At 31.5% G+C, this 15,759-nt stretch carries 12 protein-coding genes; 1 reads left to right on the top strand and 11 read right to left on the bottom strand.

The genetic code is table 11. The features are described from left to right. Positions 1 to 58 precede the first annotated feature (58 nt). Positions 59 to 1,342 (bottom strand): Mur ligase family protein, encoded by a 1,284-nt coding sequence (locus QZ143_RS00265; protein ID WP_292880135.1) that lies wholly within the window; start codon positions 1,340 to 1,342, stop codon positions 59 to 61. A gap of 115 nt (positions 1,343 to 1,457) precedes the next feature. Between QZ143_RS00265 and QZ143_RS00260 the strand changes: the two genes are divergently transcribed. Continuing rightward, the gene (locus QZ143_RS00260) at positions 1,458 to 1,853 is read left to right on the top strand and encodes a nuclease (RefSeq protein ID WP_292880133.1); all 396 of its coding nucleotides are present in this window, start codon (positions 1,458 to 1,460) and stop codon (positions 1,851 to 1,853) included. 26 nt (positions 1,854 to 1,879) lie between these two features. Here QZ143_RS00260 and QZ143_RS00255 read toward each other — a convergent pair whose 3' ends face one another. The 10 genes from QZ143_RS00255 to QZ143_RS00210 form a co-directional block, all read right to left on the bottom strand. Then, the gene (locus QZ143_RS00255; RefSeq protein WP_292880131.1) at positions 1,880 to 4,627 is read right to left on the bottom strand and encodes an AAA family ATPase; all 2,748 of its coding nucleotides are present in this window, start codon (positions 4,625 to 4,627) and stop codon (positions 1,880 to 1,882) included. After that, the gene (locus QZ143_RS00250; RefSeq protein ID WP_292880129.1) at positions 4,624 to 5,859 is read right to left on the bottom strand and encodes a DNA repair exonuclease; all 1,236 of its coding nucleotides are present in this window, start codon (positions 5,857 to 5,859) and stop codon (positions 4,624 to 4,626) included. Before QZ143_RS00250 ends, QZ143_RS00255 begins: the two co-directional genes overlap by 4 nt. 174 nt (positions 5,860 to 6,033) lie before the next feature. Next, a complete protein-coding gene (locus QZ143_RS00245; protein ID WP_292880127.1) occupies positions 6,034 to 6,426 on the bottom strand; it encodes a hypothetical protein in 393 nt (130 codons plus the stop codon). Positions 6,427 to 6,435: 9 nt separating this feature from the next. Beyond that, on the bottom strand, positions 6,436 to 6,831 hold the full coding sequence (locus QZ143_RS00240) for a hypothetical protein (protein ID WP_292880125.1): 396 nt from the start codon (positions 6,829 to 6,831) through the stop codon (positions 6,436 to 6,438). 191 nt (positions 6,832 to 7,022) lie between these two features. After that, a complete protein-coding gene (locus QZ143_RS00235; RefSeq protein WP_292880123.1) occupies positions 7,023 to 8,522 on the bottom strand; it encodes an ATP-binding protein in 1,500 nt (499 codons plus the stop codon). Between the two features lie 9 nt (positions 8,523 to 8,531). Further along, positions 8,532 to 9,599 carry a DNA double-strand break repair nuclease NurA gene (locus tag QZ143_RS00230; RefSeq protein ID WP_292608195.1) on the bottom strand — a complete coding sequence of 356 codons (1,068 nt, stop codon included), beginning with the start codon at positions 9,597 to 9,599 and terminating at the stop codon, positions 8,532 to 8,534. Positions 9,600 to 9,653: 54 nt separating this feature from the next. Next, positions 9,654 to 10,406 carry a geranylgeranylglyceryl/heptaprenylglyceryl phosphate synthase gene (locus tag QZ143_RS00225; RefSeq protein WP_292608191.1) on the bottom strand — a complete coding sequence of 251 codons (753 nt, stop codon included), beginning with the start codon at positions 10,404 to 10,406 and terminating at the stop codon, positions 9,654 to 9,656. 88 nt (positions 10,407 to 10,494) lie between these two features. Then, a complete protein-coding gene (locus tag QZ143_RS00220) occupies positions 10,495 to 10,641 on the bottom strand; it encodes a 50S ribosomal protein L40e (RefSeq protein WP_292608188.1) in 147 nt (48 codons plus the stop codon). A gap of 187 nt (positions 10,642 to 10,828) precedes the next feature. Beyond that, positions 10,829 to 13,192, bottom strand: coding sequence for a RyR domain-containing protein (locus QZ143_RS00215; RefSeq protein ID WP_292880120.1), 2,364 nt, complete (start codon positions 13,190 to 13,192; stop codon positions 10,829 to 10,831). A 14-nt stretch (positions 13,193 to 13,206) separates the two neighbouring features. Further along, the gene (locus QZ143_RS00210; RefSeq protein WP_292608183.1) at positions 13,207 to 15,462 is read right to left on the bottom strand and encodes a RyR domain-containing protein; all 2,256 of its coding nucleotides are present in this window, start codon (positions 15,460 to 15,462) and stop codon (positions 13,207 to 13,209) included. Positions 15,463 to 15,759: the final 297 nt, after the last annotated feature.

Raw genomic sequence — 15,759 nt, 5'->3', positions numbered from 1 at the left:
CCATAAATTAAATAACATAACTATATCTTTTTAACATTATATAAAAAGATTATGTTTTTTATGACAATTTTTCAGAAATTAGTTTAATCCTTTCTTGAATATCAATAATAACATCTTGACCATTACCACCAATCAGTATAGCATCTTCATGAGAATACTCGGCAACAAGTTCAATTATTTCATCAAGAGAATTTACAGTGATGATGTTTCCTTCATATCTCAATGAGTTTAATCTATAAATTGCCAAATCTAAAGTATCATCAAGACCTGGGAACAATACGATAACTTCCGGATTATATTTGACAGCAACATCCAGTATATCAAGCCTATGCTCTTCATTATGTCTTGGAGTACCAATAAATATCGCATAAAAATCTTTTTCAGCCAATATTGAAGCTAAAGCATCAGAATTATCAGTTTTTCCTACATAAACAGATGCATCATTAATTTTATAAACGTCCAATCTTCCTTGAACTGCTTTAAACTCAAAAAGAGTGTCTCGAATAATATCTTTAGGTATCTTTAATTCTTTTGAAATTGCAGTGGCCAACCCTGCATTAAGTAAATTGAATTTACCAAAAACCTGCAATTCATCCTGATATTCGAAATAAGGAATGTGTTTACTTGCAGATTCCTTAAAATCACTATTGAAATCTTGATTAAATGCAGTAAATATTGTTTTTCCTTCAAAAAATCTAACTAATGAATTCTTATAGTTTGCAATGGTTTTATGAACATCCATATGATCATTGCCAATATTGGTAAGGCCTACGAAATCAAAATCAAATGAATAATTGCAAAAGTCCAATGTCATGTCGCATACTTCAACAAGCAATATGTCATAATCGCCTTCACTGGCTTCAAGCATCAAGTCATAATAACCTGAAAATCCTCCGCCACCATTTCCGCCGACCAAAACTTTCTTTCCGGCATTTTCTAAAATATTTCTCAACATATGAACGGTTGTGGTTTTTCCATTGGTTCCGGTAATACCTATAGTAAATATGTCCTTGTGCTTCTGTAAAACATCACTTAACAAATCGCAATCTTCAAGCAAACGCTGTGCAAATGCTCCGCCAAACATGCTGGGGCTAATAGCTATTGCATCACATTGTTCAATAGCATATGAATTTGTAAATCCCAAATCAACAGTTAAATTATCACCAACAATAGAAACTGTCTGTTCACTATCCAACATGTTCATAGATAAACGTGGTAAATTTAAACCGGACAAATCGACATTAATGTTTAAATCAGTAGCATAAACTTCCCATCCATGATTTAAAAGGGAAGTCACTGCTTTTTTTCCTTCTACACCCAATCCAATAACAGCAGCTTTCATAAAAATTTCCTTATATAACTAGTTCTATACAATTATACTACTTTAAAACTAATAAATATTTTGTAAAACAAATTATTTTATACAATAACAGTTAAAATAAAAGCAAGGTGATAAAATGTTTGAAGATGAAAAAGACGATAAAATTTACAATCTAATCATAAGTAACGGCATAGATAGAAACAATGAATATGGGCAATTTACAGAAAAGCTATTCTCAAAAGTGGATTTTCTATGGAAGGAATCCATATCAGGTGATTTTTCCCTCGCCGGTGAAGAATTCTACAAAAAAATTGATAGAATAATTTTATTAGCAGGATTATATAAAGACAATAAGGAACTTTTTGAAAGTCTTTTAAAGGCAAGTGAAAGCTATGACATTCCAATAATATTAGTAAGGCCATACGGACTTGAAGAAGTTCCTGAAATACTTGAAGAAAAAGCAGCAACCATTGTCGGATGGAATGCAAATTGTATAGTTGATTCCATTAAAAACGCTTGCGAAACCATGTAAAAAAAAATAAAAAAAAAGTAATGATATTACATCATAACTTTTGAAATACCATTTTCTTTTTCAACTTTAATTATGTTATCAGCTGCATTTTCAAGCTGACTTTCATGAGTTACAATAATCATTTGAGGCAATAAAGACATGTCCTTTAATAAATTAATTAATTCATGTCTTCTGGAACTGTCCAAATGAATTGTAGGCTCATCCAATAATATTGTATCCAAATCTCCTTTGGAAATTGCTTGAGTGATACCAAGTCTTAAAGCTAGGGCAATAGCTATTTTTTCACCACCACTAACCATGCTCATTGAAGATTCACCTTCAGGACCATAGACTGTTACATTATACTCATCATCCAAAGTCAAATCAGAGTAATTGAAGTTAAACTCATTAAAGAATTCTTTGGTGTACTTTTGAATTAACGGTCTGGAAATATTCCTTAAATCTTTTTGAACACCATTTTTACCATATAATTCCCTGATGTTTTTCAACATGGAAATATAACTTTCCAAATTATCATATTCCCTTTTAAACTTGTCAGCCATCATGATTTTCTCATTTAACTCTTTAATGTAAGTTATTGATTCACGTGCTCTGCCTTTAATTTCAGAAAGTTCTGAATTAAATGTATTTTGACGTCTTTCATATAACTCTGAGCGATAAATGATTTGTTCATATTTCTCCTTATCATACAGAGAGGCGGCAATTTTATTTTGAATGATGTCAATCTGATTTTTAGATACGCCAATATCCTCCTTAATAGAATCATGTTGAGACAATAGGGATTTTTTATTTTGAACAAAACCTTTAAGCTGATTAAATTCTTCATTTTTCTGTTTCAAATCAGCTATTCTATCCTGAAGTTCACCCGGACTGATATCTCCGCTTAGATGAGGATCCTGATTAATGGCCAATTTAATATTAGTAACGTGATTGTCAATCTCATTTTTAATTTGATTTAATTTATATTGAGATTCAGTTTCACTACCTAAAACATCCAAAGCACCTTTAGCTTGAACATATGCATCATAAGACTCCTTATAACTTTCTTTAGCATCTCTTTCACGAGCAATAACAAGTATAAGTTCTCCTAATTTATTACTGATGTATTCTTTTGACTCAAGATTTTCATCTATTTCATTTAGTTTAACAACATCGTCCTCCAAATGAACAAACTTCTGTTTATACTCAACAATATTTTTAGATAACTCCTGAAGTTTAGTTTGTTTATCTTCAAAGCTTTCCTTATTCTGATTAAATAAACGAACATCCTCTTCAGTTTCAGAAATTAATTTCTCATTTTCACTGATTGTTGATTCATAACTTTCGATTAAATCCTTCTTCTGATCTGAACTGATGTCTGATTGACAAACCGGACATTTATTATCAACTTCATTTAACTCTTCTAACGGTTTTTGAGCAGCTTTAATATTTTGTTTAAATTCTACAAGACTTTCCTTTTTAGAAAGGATATCTCCGGATAATTTTTCAATGCTTTCTGCAACTTCAACAATATAATCATTAGTGACTTCTTCAATTTGATTAAAATGTTCAACCTCTGCCAAGATATCTTGTGATAATCCAAAATCAGCCAATTTATCTTTTGTTCTTGAGAAAAAGTCTTCAATATCATTTCTTTCATTTTCAATGTGCAATAGCAATTCTTTTTTATCCTTTTCCATTTTAGCTGCTGTAGCCAATTGCTTTTCAAGATTGAGTTTTTGATTATTCAATTTGTTAATCTCTTCATCGGATGCTAAAAACTTATTATATTCCTCTTTTTTATCATTAACAATAGCTTTCTGATTGGATATTGAATCTAATTTATTATTGATTTCTTCTTCATCCTTTTTCAATCTTTGAATGCTGGTAACTGACTTTTCAAAGTCAAGATACACTTCCAATTTTGAAACATACTTGTCTAATCTGGTAATTTTTTCTTCAGCTTCACTGATTTTATCCAGATTCTCCTGAACAACATGTTTATCATTTTCTAATTTGGCCAAAGTTTTTTGTTCATTTTCAAGATTATTGACCTGAGTATCATAAATTTCTTTTTCCCTCTCCATATTTCTTTTACTTTCAGAAATATCTTTTAGGGAGGCAGTTACATCTTCAATTTGTTCTTCAAGTTCATGACCCCTATCCTTAAGAGATTCCAATTCTGCTTTTTTCTTAGAATATTCCTCTTTCAGCTCATCAGAATTGAATAGTTTCCCTTTAAGTTCTGCCAACTGATTTTCATATCCGCTGATGAATGGCAATAAATTTTTCCAGGCTTTTTCCAAGGAATCAATTCCAAGCAATTTTGCAATCAGCTCTTTTTTCTCAGCAGATGTTTTATCAACAAGCTCTGCAATTTCACCTTGTCTTATGTAAATTGCATTGAGGAACAAATCAGAATCAATGTCCAATATCTGGCGAATTTCATTTGCAACTTCCTTATCTCCAGTACAGATATGAACAAAACCACCATCATTGGAGGTTTTTTTGTAAATGGAAGATTTTAACATTGATTTTTTATTACGAACTATCTTATATTCACGATTATTGGAACTGAATTCCAATTCAACAGTCATTGAATCTGCATTATTTCTTACCAAATCATCGATTTTTTTAGCAGTATGCTGTTTGAATAAAGCAAAACTAATCGCTTCTAAAATTGTGGATTTTCCAGCACCATTTTCACCCACAATAACACTAATCCCTTTTTCAAAGTCAATAATAGTATTTTCATGGGATTTGAAATTAACCAGTTTTAATTTTGTGAAAATCATTCTAGAACCTCCTTAAATGTAACTTGAATATCCTTTTCATCAGCTGATTCTGCTTCTCCCTCTTCTTCAGTTTCAGTTTCTTCATCTTCGTCTTTATGATAATAATCATCGAAGAAGTGATTTAATATTTCATCAGCTTCATCAATCTTATCCTTTGATAGGAAAGTATAAACGTCAAGTCCCAATCGGGTAACAGATTCATCACCATAAGCATCCAATTGCTCTTTTAGAATTTCCAAAGGACCTAAAGAATCCTTTTGATTGATTATAACATCAATGTCATCTTCACCAATCATGCTGAATGTAGGTCTTATCATTAAAGACAAATCACCAAGCTCTTCCTTAATCAGTTCATAAACTCTGTTGGTATCTGATTCGACATTGTTAATTTTCAAATCTAAAATCGGTTTTTTATCAAAGCCGACAATTGTTTCTTTTAAACCGGCAATTCCACTTTCAAGTTCATTGTAATCAAGTGACCTTTCAATGAATGTACGGGAAATATCAACTTTAACCCTTTTGACAAGAGGTTTTGGACCATCAAAGTCAACTATAACAAAACCTTTTCCGTTTTCCTTATAGTCCTTTAATTCATTAGTTTTCCATATTTCGCTAGAACCCGGATAGACCAATTTTCCATTTCCAAAATTATCATTGATATAATTGTGAATGTGTCCCAAAGCATAATAATTAAAATTATCAGGCAAATCTCCGATTTCAAGTTCATAATTTTGTCCAAAGTATTTATCAATGCCTTGGTGCAATACAAGAATTGATTTTTCATGTTTTGCAGCCTTTTTAGATAAATCAGCTAATTTAGACTTTAAATTCTTAACTTGAGAAGACGGATAAAATGGTAAGCCCGCTATAAAAATATCACCATGCATATAAGTAGTATTAATAGGACTTATTACTTTTAAACCCAACTTTTTAAAGATTACTTGAGGCGGGATTGAATCATTACGCATTACAATATCATGATTACCTGCTATTGCATACATAGGAATTCCAGCACCTTTTAATTTAAGCAATCCTTTCTGGAAGGTTAAAAGTGCAATAGGGGACGGTCTTGCGGTTTCAAATAGATCACCACTATGGATTACAAAATCCACTTTTTCTTCAATTATTTTATCTATAACCTTTTCAAACACTTCATAAAAGTCTTTTTCACGTTCAATTAAACCAAATTGACGATAACCTAAATGAGTGTCTGCTAAATGTGCAAATTTCATTATATTACCTTTTTTTGTCAATTGTATATAACCAATTTAAACACTTAAATCAAAGTATTTAATTGAATAATATTTTATCATATAGTATATTTAATAGTTTGGAAAGAGAGCAGTTGAAAAGTAAAATGAATTTAAAATTTAAAAAGAAAATGAAAATAAATGACTTAAATTTGATTAGCAATCATATAATGCAGGCCATATAGCTAAATTTGGCATCACACCTAATTTTTGTTGCAATGGGAGAAAATCGAAAAAAATTTTATCAATGTCTTCCATAACCCCATTATCAAAAGTATATTCATCAACCTTAACAAATAATATAACAGTAGCCCAATCAGGATACTCAAAATCAGTATTTAAAATCAAATCAAATTTACCTGTCGGAAAAGAATCAATCAATCTTGGTTTTAGTTTATTTAAGAATACAATAAGACCTTTATGCTCAGCAATATAATCATGAACTTTCCAATAATGACGTAGATTATAAAAATCACCCAATTTATCGTATTCCTTATCAAATAACTCATCATCAACTTCTAATTTTTTAACAAAATCCAAATCATCCACAATAACACCTCAAAAATTATATGGAGGATTATTTATTAAAACATTTAATGAATCAAATGCCTTATTTGTTGAATCAATGATTTTTTCTGAATTTTTTTTAAAATAATTATGGCATTCATTTATTCCATCATAATCAGCATGATTTCTTGCTTCTCTTAAAAAAAATAGACATTTAGCCAAATTAATTTCATTTAAATCATTTGAATTAATTAACTCATCATATACTCTTTTATGAATATCTTTTCCGTTACAAAATTGATGTTTATTCATAATATCTATTAAATATTCCCTTGTTGAACCGAAAATAGAATAATAATATCTGCTTGTAGCACATCTTATATATGCTTCCTGTGAATTAGCCATCAATTCATCGCCGACAGTTTTGAAATCTTTCCATTGAAACATGATTATACTCCTTATTGATTTAATATTGAAAAATTGCTTTTAATATGTAAAATTGCTTTTAAACAAATAATAAATTCCAATATTTAATTTTAAGTAATAATATAAGCAATTTAATATAAATAAGTTTCTAAATAAGTCCATACAATATTATAAGGAAAAATTAATATTAAAATTAAAAAAAAGAAATAGGATTAATAATTATAACCCATTTCCATGCTTTCTTTTTCCAACTCTTCAATTTCTTCTTGTTCTTTTTGCCTGATATCAGCAAAATAGGAAACAATATCCATGTCATCCCCATGAAGACGACCTTTAAATTCATCAATTTTGACAAGAGTTGGTACTTTGCTCATCAAACCTAAAACAACGGCTTCACCAACATTTAAGGATGGAAGCTGATTAACCAAATCCTGTGATAAACTTTCACTTGCAGACTGAACATGCCTTTGGTCTTCAGGTTCAACAAGCCTCAAAATAATCATATTATTCATTTGAGACAATGCATCATGATCAACTGTTTTTGGAGACTGACTTACCAAACATAATCCCAATCCGAATTTACGTCCTTCTCTAGCAACCCTTTGAATCCAACGTTTTGAATCTGAATCACGTTTATTAGGAGCCAATATATGTGCCTCTTCCAATATGAAAAATACTGGGAAATCCAATGCTCTTTCATCTTTTCCATGAACTGCATTTTTTCTCATTTGCAGGGCATTTCTCATAATATGGCTTACCAATACATTTGCAATTGATTCGTCAGACTGGCTTAAGTCCAAAACATTAACATGACCTATTTTAATGTTTGTCAATATATTTCCAATGTTATTGTCAAAGATATTGGCATACTTATCCATCGAATCGTCAATCTTATTCATTACATCAACAATTTGCTTGTCTGAGCCCTCTTCTTGAGAATCGCTTAATAGAATATCATAAATAATTTGTAAAAAGTTATTTGTATGTGCTGTTCCACTGCGAACCATTTCCTTAGCTGTCTTAAATGCTCTTCTGAAATGTCTTTCCTGAATATAACCATTACTCGGAATGTTAACCAATCTTTTTATCTCATGAAAAGACATGTAAACAGGATTTATTTTAGGTTTAATAACATTAACTTCACCATTTGGGAAATTGGCTCCAACATACTCACCATGCATATCAAATACGAATACCGGAACAAAATAACTTAACATTTCATTTATTAAAACAGATACAGTATTTGATTTTCCAGCTCCGGTCATTGCTAAAATTGCAAGGTGTCTTGACAAAATTGGGTTTGCTTCAACATTAACGTCCACATCACTCTGATTTACAAGACATCCTAATTTAATGGGATTGTTAACCTTGAATATTTCATTTAAAGTATCTCTGTCAGCCAGTTTTATTTCAGTTCCAGGAAGCACAGGGGTTCTCGGCAATTTCAGATTATCATTGACATCTCCAAGAATCTTTACTTTACCTCGAATATAATTTTCATCAGCACCTATTTGTGAAATCTTTCGAATGGCTTTGAAATCGTTGATATCAACATTTAAAGCATCATTACCTCTAATTAGATTTTCAATCATTCCCAATACTTTTTTTCCATCGTATTCAATAGTCACATATTCTCCAACTTTCGGCATCTTATCTGAAATGAAAGTAACTTCTGAAAGTGATGTTTCGCCAACACAAATTCCAACTACCATCTAAACCACCTATAACATTTCCCTGTTTGTTGTTTCATAAATTTTAGCAAGTTTTAATAATTCTTTAATATTCCTGTCAGTAATGACTACATCATTATGTGCCTTACTCAGCAAATAAGGATAACCTTGAACTGACAATACATTTATCTTCTCTACAACATCTACAACTTCACTTATCGATGCTTTGTAAGGCAATTCAACTTTCAATACATTTTTATTGTCCTGAAGCCTTACATAAAATACCGTAAATTTCAATTGTTTGAAAAAATCATTGAAATACTGGAAAGATGCATTCTTATAGACTCGCCTATACTCAATTCTTGATATTCCCTGCTTTTTATCTGTCAAATTATCTAAAATTGAAATGTCCGGAATGTTCCATCCAAACAAATCATTGTCTGAAGATGTTTTGGATATTGAAATGATTTTTTTCTTGTTTTCCAAAATTTCTTTTAACAATATTATTTTCTCGATTGAAGACAAATGAAGGTCAAAATCTTCCTTTTGCTCAAATTCCTCATTTACACTTACATCAGCCAATATTCTTTCTTTAATCTGAGGAAATACGAATCCAAATGGTGTTATTTCCAATCTTCTCTTAAATTCATTCAAAATGGTTTCATCCAAGTTATCCCTAATTTTGGATGGAAGTTCAGCACCTCTCGGATATGCATTCTCCAAATCTCCTAAAATGGATCCATCGAATAAGTAATAATCTACATCATATTCTTTGATAGCCCTAGACGCACATTTAAGTTCCAATATTGACATATAATTGCTTAAAAGCTCATCCAAAAAAGAGATATGATTTACTTCCAGAATATCAGCATCATCGATTTTTTTTATTTCACCATCGTAAATTATGGATTCGGCACCTACAGCACAGAAGTTGCTTTTTAAAAACTTCTTTTTGTTGAAGCTCCCATCTCCCGCAGCGATGGAAAAATCATCAGAACTTTCACTGAATTCTCTTGAAAACCAGTTTACTTCAAGTTGAGCATCCAAATTATTGTCTGACTCAATATCTTGTATAAATCCTCTTTTAGCGATGGCTTTTTCATATAGTGAATTTAACATAATATATCTTATGTTAATAAATAAATAAAAAAGTATGGTAAGAGCAGCTGAAAACTACTCCATTGAAGCTTTTTTGATAGCCCCGGTTAATTCTTGAATTTTAGCTAAAACATTATCTGTATCTTCTACAACAGTACCTGTTACAATGATGTCTCCACCAGCTTTAGCTGCAGTATATGCTGCTTTGGCATCACGAATTCCACCACCAACAACCACAATCATGTTTTCAGTGGCTTTTTTAGTGTATGCAACCATTTCGGGAGGAATTGGTTCTGATGCACCTGATCCAGCTTCAATATAAAAGAATTTCATTCCAAACATCTCTGCAGACATTGCATAGACTGCAGGTATTTTTGGCTTATTTCTAGGTACCAATTTTGCATCTCCGACCCATCCGACGGTTCCACCAGGTTCTGCAACCATATATGCCATGGACAATACTTCCATTCCTGATGCTTTAACGGCAGGTGCTGCTAATGCCTGAGCACCATTAATCCAGTAAGGATTGGTTGAGTTTACATAACTCATATAGAATATTGCATCTGCGTATTTACTTACACTACTGGTATTGCCCGGGAAAATAATAATTGGAACTGCAATGTTTTCAGACAATATCTTACAGGTATTGTCGACGTCATCACCATTAACAGTAGACCCTCCAATCATAATTCCATCAGTACCACCTTCTATTGCAGCTGTAGCAATTTCTAAAGCTTCCTCCGGTGTCTGTTCATCAGGATCAATTAAAGTGAAATGTATTTTCCTTGTTTTTAATATATCTCTAATGTAATTTTCAACGTCTTTCATAAGAATACCTAAAATAAGTTTTATAAAAAATAATATATTAAATTAATTGTTTTAAAAAAATAATAAAAAAAAGTAAAAGAGAATGAATCTATCCTCTTGGTTCTTTAGCTTTGAATCTTAAACCTTTGTAACCACATTTTCTGCAAGTAGTTGCAGCAGCAGGGTTACGAGCATTACATTTTAAGCAGATTTTTACATTAAACATTCTATTTTCTGCTTCTTCAAATCTTGCCATTAATAACTCCTCCTATAATCATGAAAATTCAATAATAATAAAAATGCTATGAAATAAAAAACAATATGTCCGTTTTCATAACTATTAATAAATTATATTAACTTAATAGTATTTAAAGGTTTAGTAATAAAGCATCAAAAGAACAAAAATTTTTCATAATGAAAAATAATTATTATTTCCCAACTAATTACTGCCTCCTAACAATTTTCAACCCTACATTCGAGTCATCACATAAATTCGGAAGATTGATGAAAGTATCCTTATTTGCCTTTTTAACATTTATATCAAGATCTTCCCAGGAAACAAGATTTGGATTATGGGACTCTCGAATACCTTCTTCTATTTTTTGAATATCAGATTCGTCAATCGGAAGATGTGCATAACCTAAATTAAGTTTAAGTTTTAACCACCCCTCATGTTCCCTTTTGGCGAAATATTCAATATCCTCTTCATCAAATCTATGAATTTTATCCCTTGAATCATTTAGAGAAACCAATTCAAATCCTTTTTCCTTTAAAATTTTAACCAGATAATCGGCTTGCTTATAATTGGAATACTGAACATGCTTCGGCAATTCCTTAAATCTTTTTTCACCATCGGACTTATCATCCAAACTGCCTGTTTCATAAAACTGATGCATTTTAAAGGTAAGCAATCTGATTTTATTTCTAACGACTTTCAGACCAATTGAATTTAAAAGATTTGGAATATTTTCAGTTGCTTTTCGATCCATATCCTTTATATCATCAGGAAGCTTTTCCCATGAGACAAGATAAGGTGTTCTGCGCTCTTCAGGATTTTTTACATCACCATAAGACCATCCAGTACCTTTTCTTTCCCTGCACCAGTCAACATGCTCAAATATCGCCAAATCCTCAATCTCCTTTTCATCAAATTTGGTGATTTCGTCCCTTTCATCATCAATGTGTGCAATTTCGCATCCTATCATGCTCAATTTCTTTGGAATTGATTTTGCTTGGCGAACATTGGAAATTTTATAATCGGCACTTAAATCTTCAAAATCACATAAATATGAACATTTTTCTTTATATTCCGCAATTTCCTTTTCATCACCTTTCTTAATGGCTTCATCCAACTTGGCTTTCAATTCCTCATTGTACTCATCATTGATTTGCCTGGCCAATTTTTCAACATTTCTTAGTAAAATATTGGGAGTTTGAATTTCAGCAATGGAAATGTCCCTTATAACATTATCCAATTCAATTTTTGTTCTGATGGATAATTTTCCAAGGAAAATATCCTGAATCTCCAAGACATTATCTATCACATCATCCTTCTTTTTGGAAAATCCAAAGCCCATAGGCCCATTATTTAAAATATAGATAACCTTCATGTATTCATCATCAATGACAACATCCAAATCGTTTACATGGTTTTCCTTTACATCCAAAACGCCATATGGCTGTCTGTTCCATTCCTGAAGCTCATCGCATAAAATTAACAAATAAGAAATTGGAGACTGTTTAGGTCTTAGCTTGCCAAAATTAAAGGGCGGCTTTTGTAGGGCATTACTGTAATAATTATGAAGCAGGATTGCAGTAGCACTATCTACAATAGGATAGAAAAAGAAATCCTTATCCTTTTTTGCATATTTCTGTATCAGTTTTCCATAGGAATTCAAAACCAAGATAGCTGAGAAAAATCCATGGTCAACAAAATCCCTTTCAGTCATGAATCTGGGAAAACCGTTGAGATGTTTGATTAACTTTTTATATACTTCATTGTCAAATCCAAAGTCCAATTTGAGCTTATGGGCCATAATATCTGTCGGCTTAAATAAGTCTAGAACTTTAGAATCGGAATATCTTTCACGGTATTGGTCTGCATAATCAAACGGATCCAGCTTGGCAATTACATTAAATTCATCGAAATCCCTAAAATCAAGACCCATCTTGACATTGTCATAGCTATGGGAAATGTTTTTTATCCCATCTTCGATTAGCTTATCCAGCTGTTTTCCGATTATTTCAAATGGATATCCTATATCATGAAACAGCGCTGCTACACCCCATCGATATAGGAATTCCTCATGAGAAAAATTGCCATCAATCCGATAATATTTTTTATAATGCTTATTTTTAAGAATATAATTTTGAAATATGGCTCTGTAAGATTGATTTTGAGCATATACTGCCAAACCCAATATGAAAACATTGACTGAGTGGATGAAATGGTCCCTTTGCCAGTTTATCAATTCACCGGTATTTTCCTCATACTTTCTCATTATGTCTACCAAATCAAGAAGATAATTGGGTTCACTAATCAAAACGTCAGGGCTTTTTTCATCGATTTCACTTTTGTCTTCGGGAGTGATTTGATACATCATGAAAAAAGTTTGATAGACCTCATAAGCAGTATAGTTGGATTGATGGTTTAAAAATACATCAATTGCTGCTTTTAGAAGGCCTTTATAGTCATGATTGCTTTTTGTACCGTCCTTAAATACCAGATTATCATCGTATAAAACCAGCATGTCAAAGAATTTATCAACATACTTGCCGATATTAGTAGAACTTCCCCCATTATCCATAATTTCCACCGACACTAATTTTTAACAATTTTCAAGCCAACATTTCCACATAATTGAGGGAGGTTTCTGAATGTGCGTCTGTTCAGCTCCTTGGTTTCATGGTCAAGCTGATCCCATTCCACTAAATTAGGGTTGGTTTTTGCCACATCATCTTTGACTGCATCATATGTCCATCCCAAGTTAACTTTAAGTTTATACCACTCATTATGTTCCCTTTTAGCCAAATATTCAATTGAATCCTCATCAAATGACATTACTGTCTCACCAGCATCTTCAATATCAATTACATCATAACCCAACTCAGACAAGATTCTTAAAAGGAAATCAGTCTGTTTATAGTTGGAATATTTAATATAGCTTGGCAAATCATCGAAATGACCGGCACTCTTGTTATATTCTGAGTAAAAATTATGCATTTCAAATGTTAAAAGCCTCTCTTTAGTTCTTACAACCTTCAACCCTAAAGAATCCATAAGCGGAATAATGTTCTTGATAGGGTCAATATCATACTGCTGAATATCCTCTGTCAACTCATCCCATGGAACAAGATAAGGAGTAACGAGATTCTCAACATCTTTTTCACCTAAAGTCCAACCAGTACCTATTTTTTCATCACACCATTCCTGATGCTCCAGAATAGCCAAATCCAAAATTTCATCTTTAGAGAATCTTAAAATTGCATCTCTTTCATCATCATTAGATGCAATTTCACAGCCGATGATATCCAATTTATTTGGGATTGACCTTGCCTGTCTAATGTTTGCTATTTTAAGCTGTGGAGTTAACTCATCAAATGTTGTCAGGTTATTGTATTTTTCCATGAATTCATCATCAATTTCTTCACCCAGTGCAAGCTTTTCTTCATATTGCTGTTTGGTGGTTTCCACATACTGATTGTGAATTTGAATAGCAATGGTTTCAACATTTCTAAGCAGGATATCCGGCGCTTGAGCTTCTGAGTGAACATTTTCCCTAATAATGTTATCCTGTGAAACATCGGTGATTATTCTCAAACCAAATTTGAAAATGCTTCTTAATGATAAGACTGTTTTAAGGAATTCCTCTTTATCTTCAGAAAAGCCGAGTCCCATTGCACCTTCCCTAACAATATATTCCACATCCATTCCTCTGTCATCAATATTTATAACCAATTCATTTACATGGCTTCTTTGCTTGTCTTTAACACCAAAAGGCTGTCTGTTCCATTCCTGAAGCTCATCACATAAAATCAGCAGGAACGCCAATGGAGATTGAGACGGATGCAAAGTTTTTAAATCAAAAGGCTTTTTTTGCAAAACATTTCTATAATAATTGTGCAACAGAATAGCGGTAGCACTGTCAACTATCGGATAAAAGAAGAAATCATTGTTTTTAGCATATTTTTGAATCAGATACCCGTAGGAATTTAAAACTAAAATTGATGAAAAGAACCCGTGGTCGATAAAACCGCTGTCCCCCATGATGTCAACAAAGGAGTCAAGGTGTTTGATTACCTGATTAACATCAATTCCCTTAAAATCAGTAGAAATCTTATGGGCCATGATGTCAGTAGGTTTAAATAAGTTTAAAAATTTTGCTTCAGGATAAACGGAAGTGTATTTGTCTGCAAAATTAGGATCCTTTTTAACGATTGTGTTAAATTCATTGAAATCTTTAAAATCAATTGCAGTATCGGCATTGTAGCTACTTGAAATAGATTTAATTCCATCATTGATAAATTTTTTTAATTGTTTTCCAATAATTTCAACAGGATAACCTATGTCATGGAAAAGGGCTGCTACACCCCAACGGTATAAAAATTCCTCATGAGAAAATTCGCCGTCAATCCTATAATATTTTTTATAAGGACTATTAAGAACATACTGTTTGAATTTATCCCTATAACTTTTATTTTGAGAATAAATTGCCAATCCTAATAGAAAAACATTTACAGAGTGAATAAAATGGTCCCTTTGCTTTTCAATCAAATCTCCAGTATTTTCTTCATAATCTTTCATTGTCTTAACCAAATCCAAAAGGATATTTTTCTCTTTAACGATTTTTATTTCGTTAGGAGAATGTTTTTCAGATTTGTTTTCATGTGAGATTTGATAAATCATGAAAAATGTCCTATAAATTTCATAGGCAGTATATGAATTCTCATTATCTAGAAAAACATCAATTCCTGTTTTTAACAACATTTTATAGTAATGGCCATTGTAATAATCATCATAGAGGATTAATTCATCAAAAAAATCATCAATATATTGTCTTAAATTACTTTCACCCATGCTAACACCTAATCATATCAATTTTCTAGTTATCCATTGATTTATTTTTTATATGTTTAAATATGGAATCAATTAGTATATATAAATATTTTAAATTCTAATGTAAAGCAAATGCTTTAATTAAGAAAAACGATATTCAGTGCCACTTGAAAAGTCAAATATTTGTAAAAAAGCCCTTAATTAAAATTAAAATAAGCACAAAACCATCAGTTTAATTGACCATTACTTACTGAAAAAACATGATGGGTCATAAAAAGAAATATTGTTAAAATATCCATGTACATGAAAAATAGAAAA

This window comes from Methanobrevibacter sp. UBA188, assembly GCF_905234905.1.
In the GTDB taxonomy this organism is placed as follows: Archaea; Methanobacteriota; Methanobacteria; order Methanobacteriales; family Methanobacteriaceae; genus Methanocatella.
Note: the sequence above shows the minus strand (reverse complement) of the source record. Positions and strands in the feature narration are given on the sequence as shown.

Coding starts and splice junctions, on each gene's coding strand:
- QZ143_RS00265 (WP_292880135.1), bottom strand. CDS start 1,342: ATGAAAGCTGCTGTTATTGGATTGGGTGTAGAAGGAAAAAAAGCAGTG.
- QZ143_RS00260 (WP_292880133.1), top strand. CDS start 1,458: ATGTTTGAAGATGAAAAAGACGATAAAATTTACAATCTAATCATAAGT.
- QZ143_RS00255 (WP_292880131.1), bottom strand. CDS start 4,627: ATGATTTTCACAAAATTAAAACTGGTTAATTTCAAATCCCATGAAAAT.
- QZ143_RS00250 (WP_292880129.1), bottom strand. CDS start 5,859: ATGAAATTTGCACATTTAGCAGACACTCATTTAGGTTATCGTCAATTT.
- QZ143_RS00240 (WP_292880125.1), bottom strand. CDS start 6,831: ATGTTTCAATGGAAAGATTTCAAAACTGTCGGCGATGAATTGATGGCT.
- QZ143_RS00235 (WP_292880123.1), bottom strand. CDS start 8,522: ATGGTAGTTGGAATTTGTGTTGGCGAAACATCACTTTCAGAAGTTACT.
- QZ143_RS00230 (WP_292608195.1), bottom strand. CDS start 9,599: ATGTTAAATTCACTATATGAAAAAGCCATCGCTAAAAGAGGATTTATA.
- QZ143_RS00225 (WP_292608191.1), bottom strand. CDS start 10,406: ATGAAAGACGTTGAAAATTACATTAGAGATATATTAAAAACAAGGAAA.
- QZ143_RS00220 (WP_292608188.1), bottom strand. CDS start 10,641: ATGGCAAGATTTGAAGAAGCAGAAAATAGAATGTTTAATGTAAAAATC.
- QZ143_RS00215 (WP_292880120.1), bottom strand. CDS start 13,192: ATGGATAATGGGGGAAGTTCTACTAATATCGGCAAGTATGTTGATAAA.
- QZ143_RS00210 (WP_292608183.1), bottom strand. CDS start 15,462: ATGGGTGAAAGTAATTTAAGACAATATATTGATGATTTTTTTGATGAA.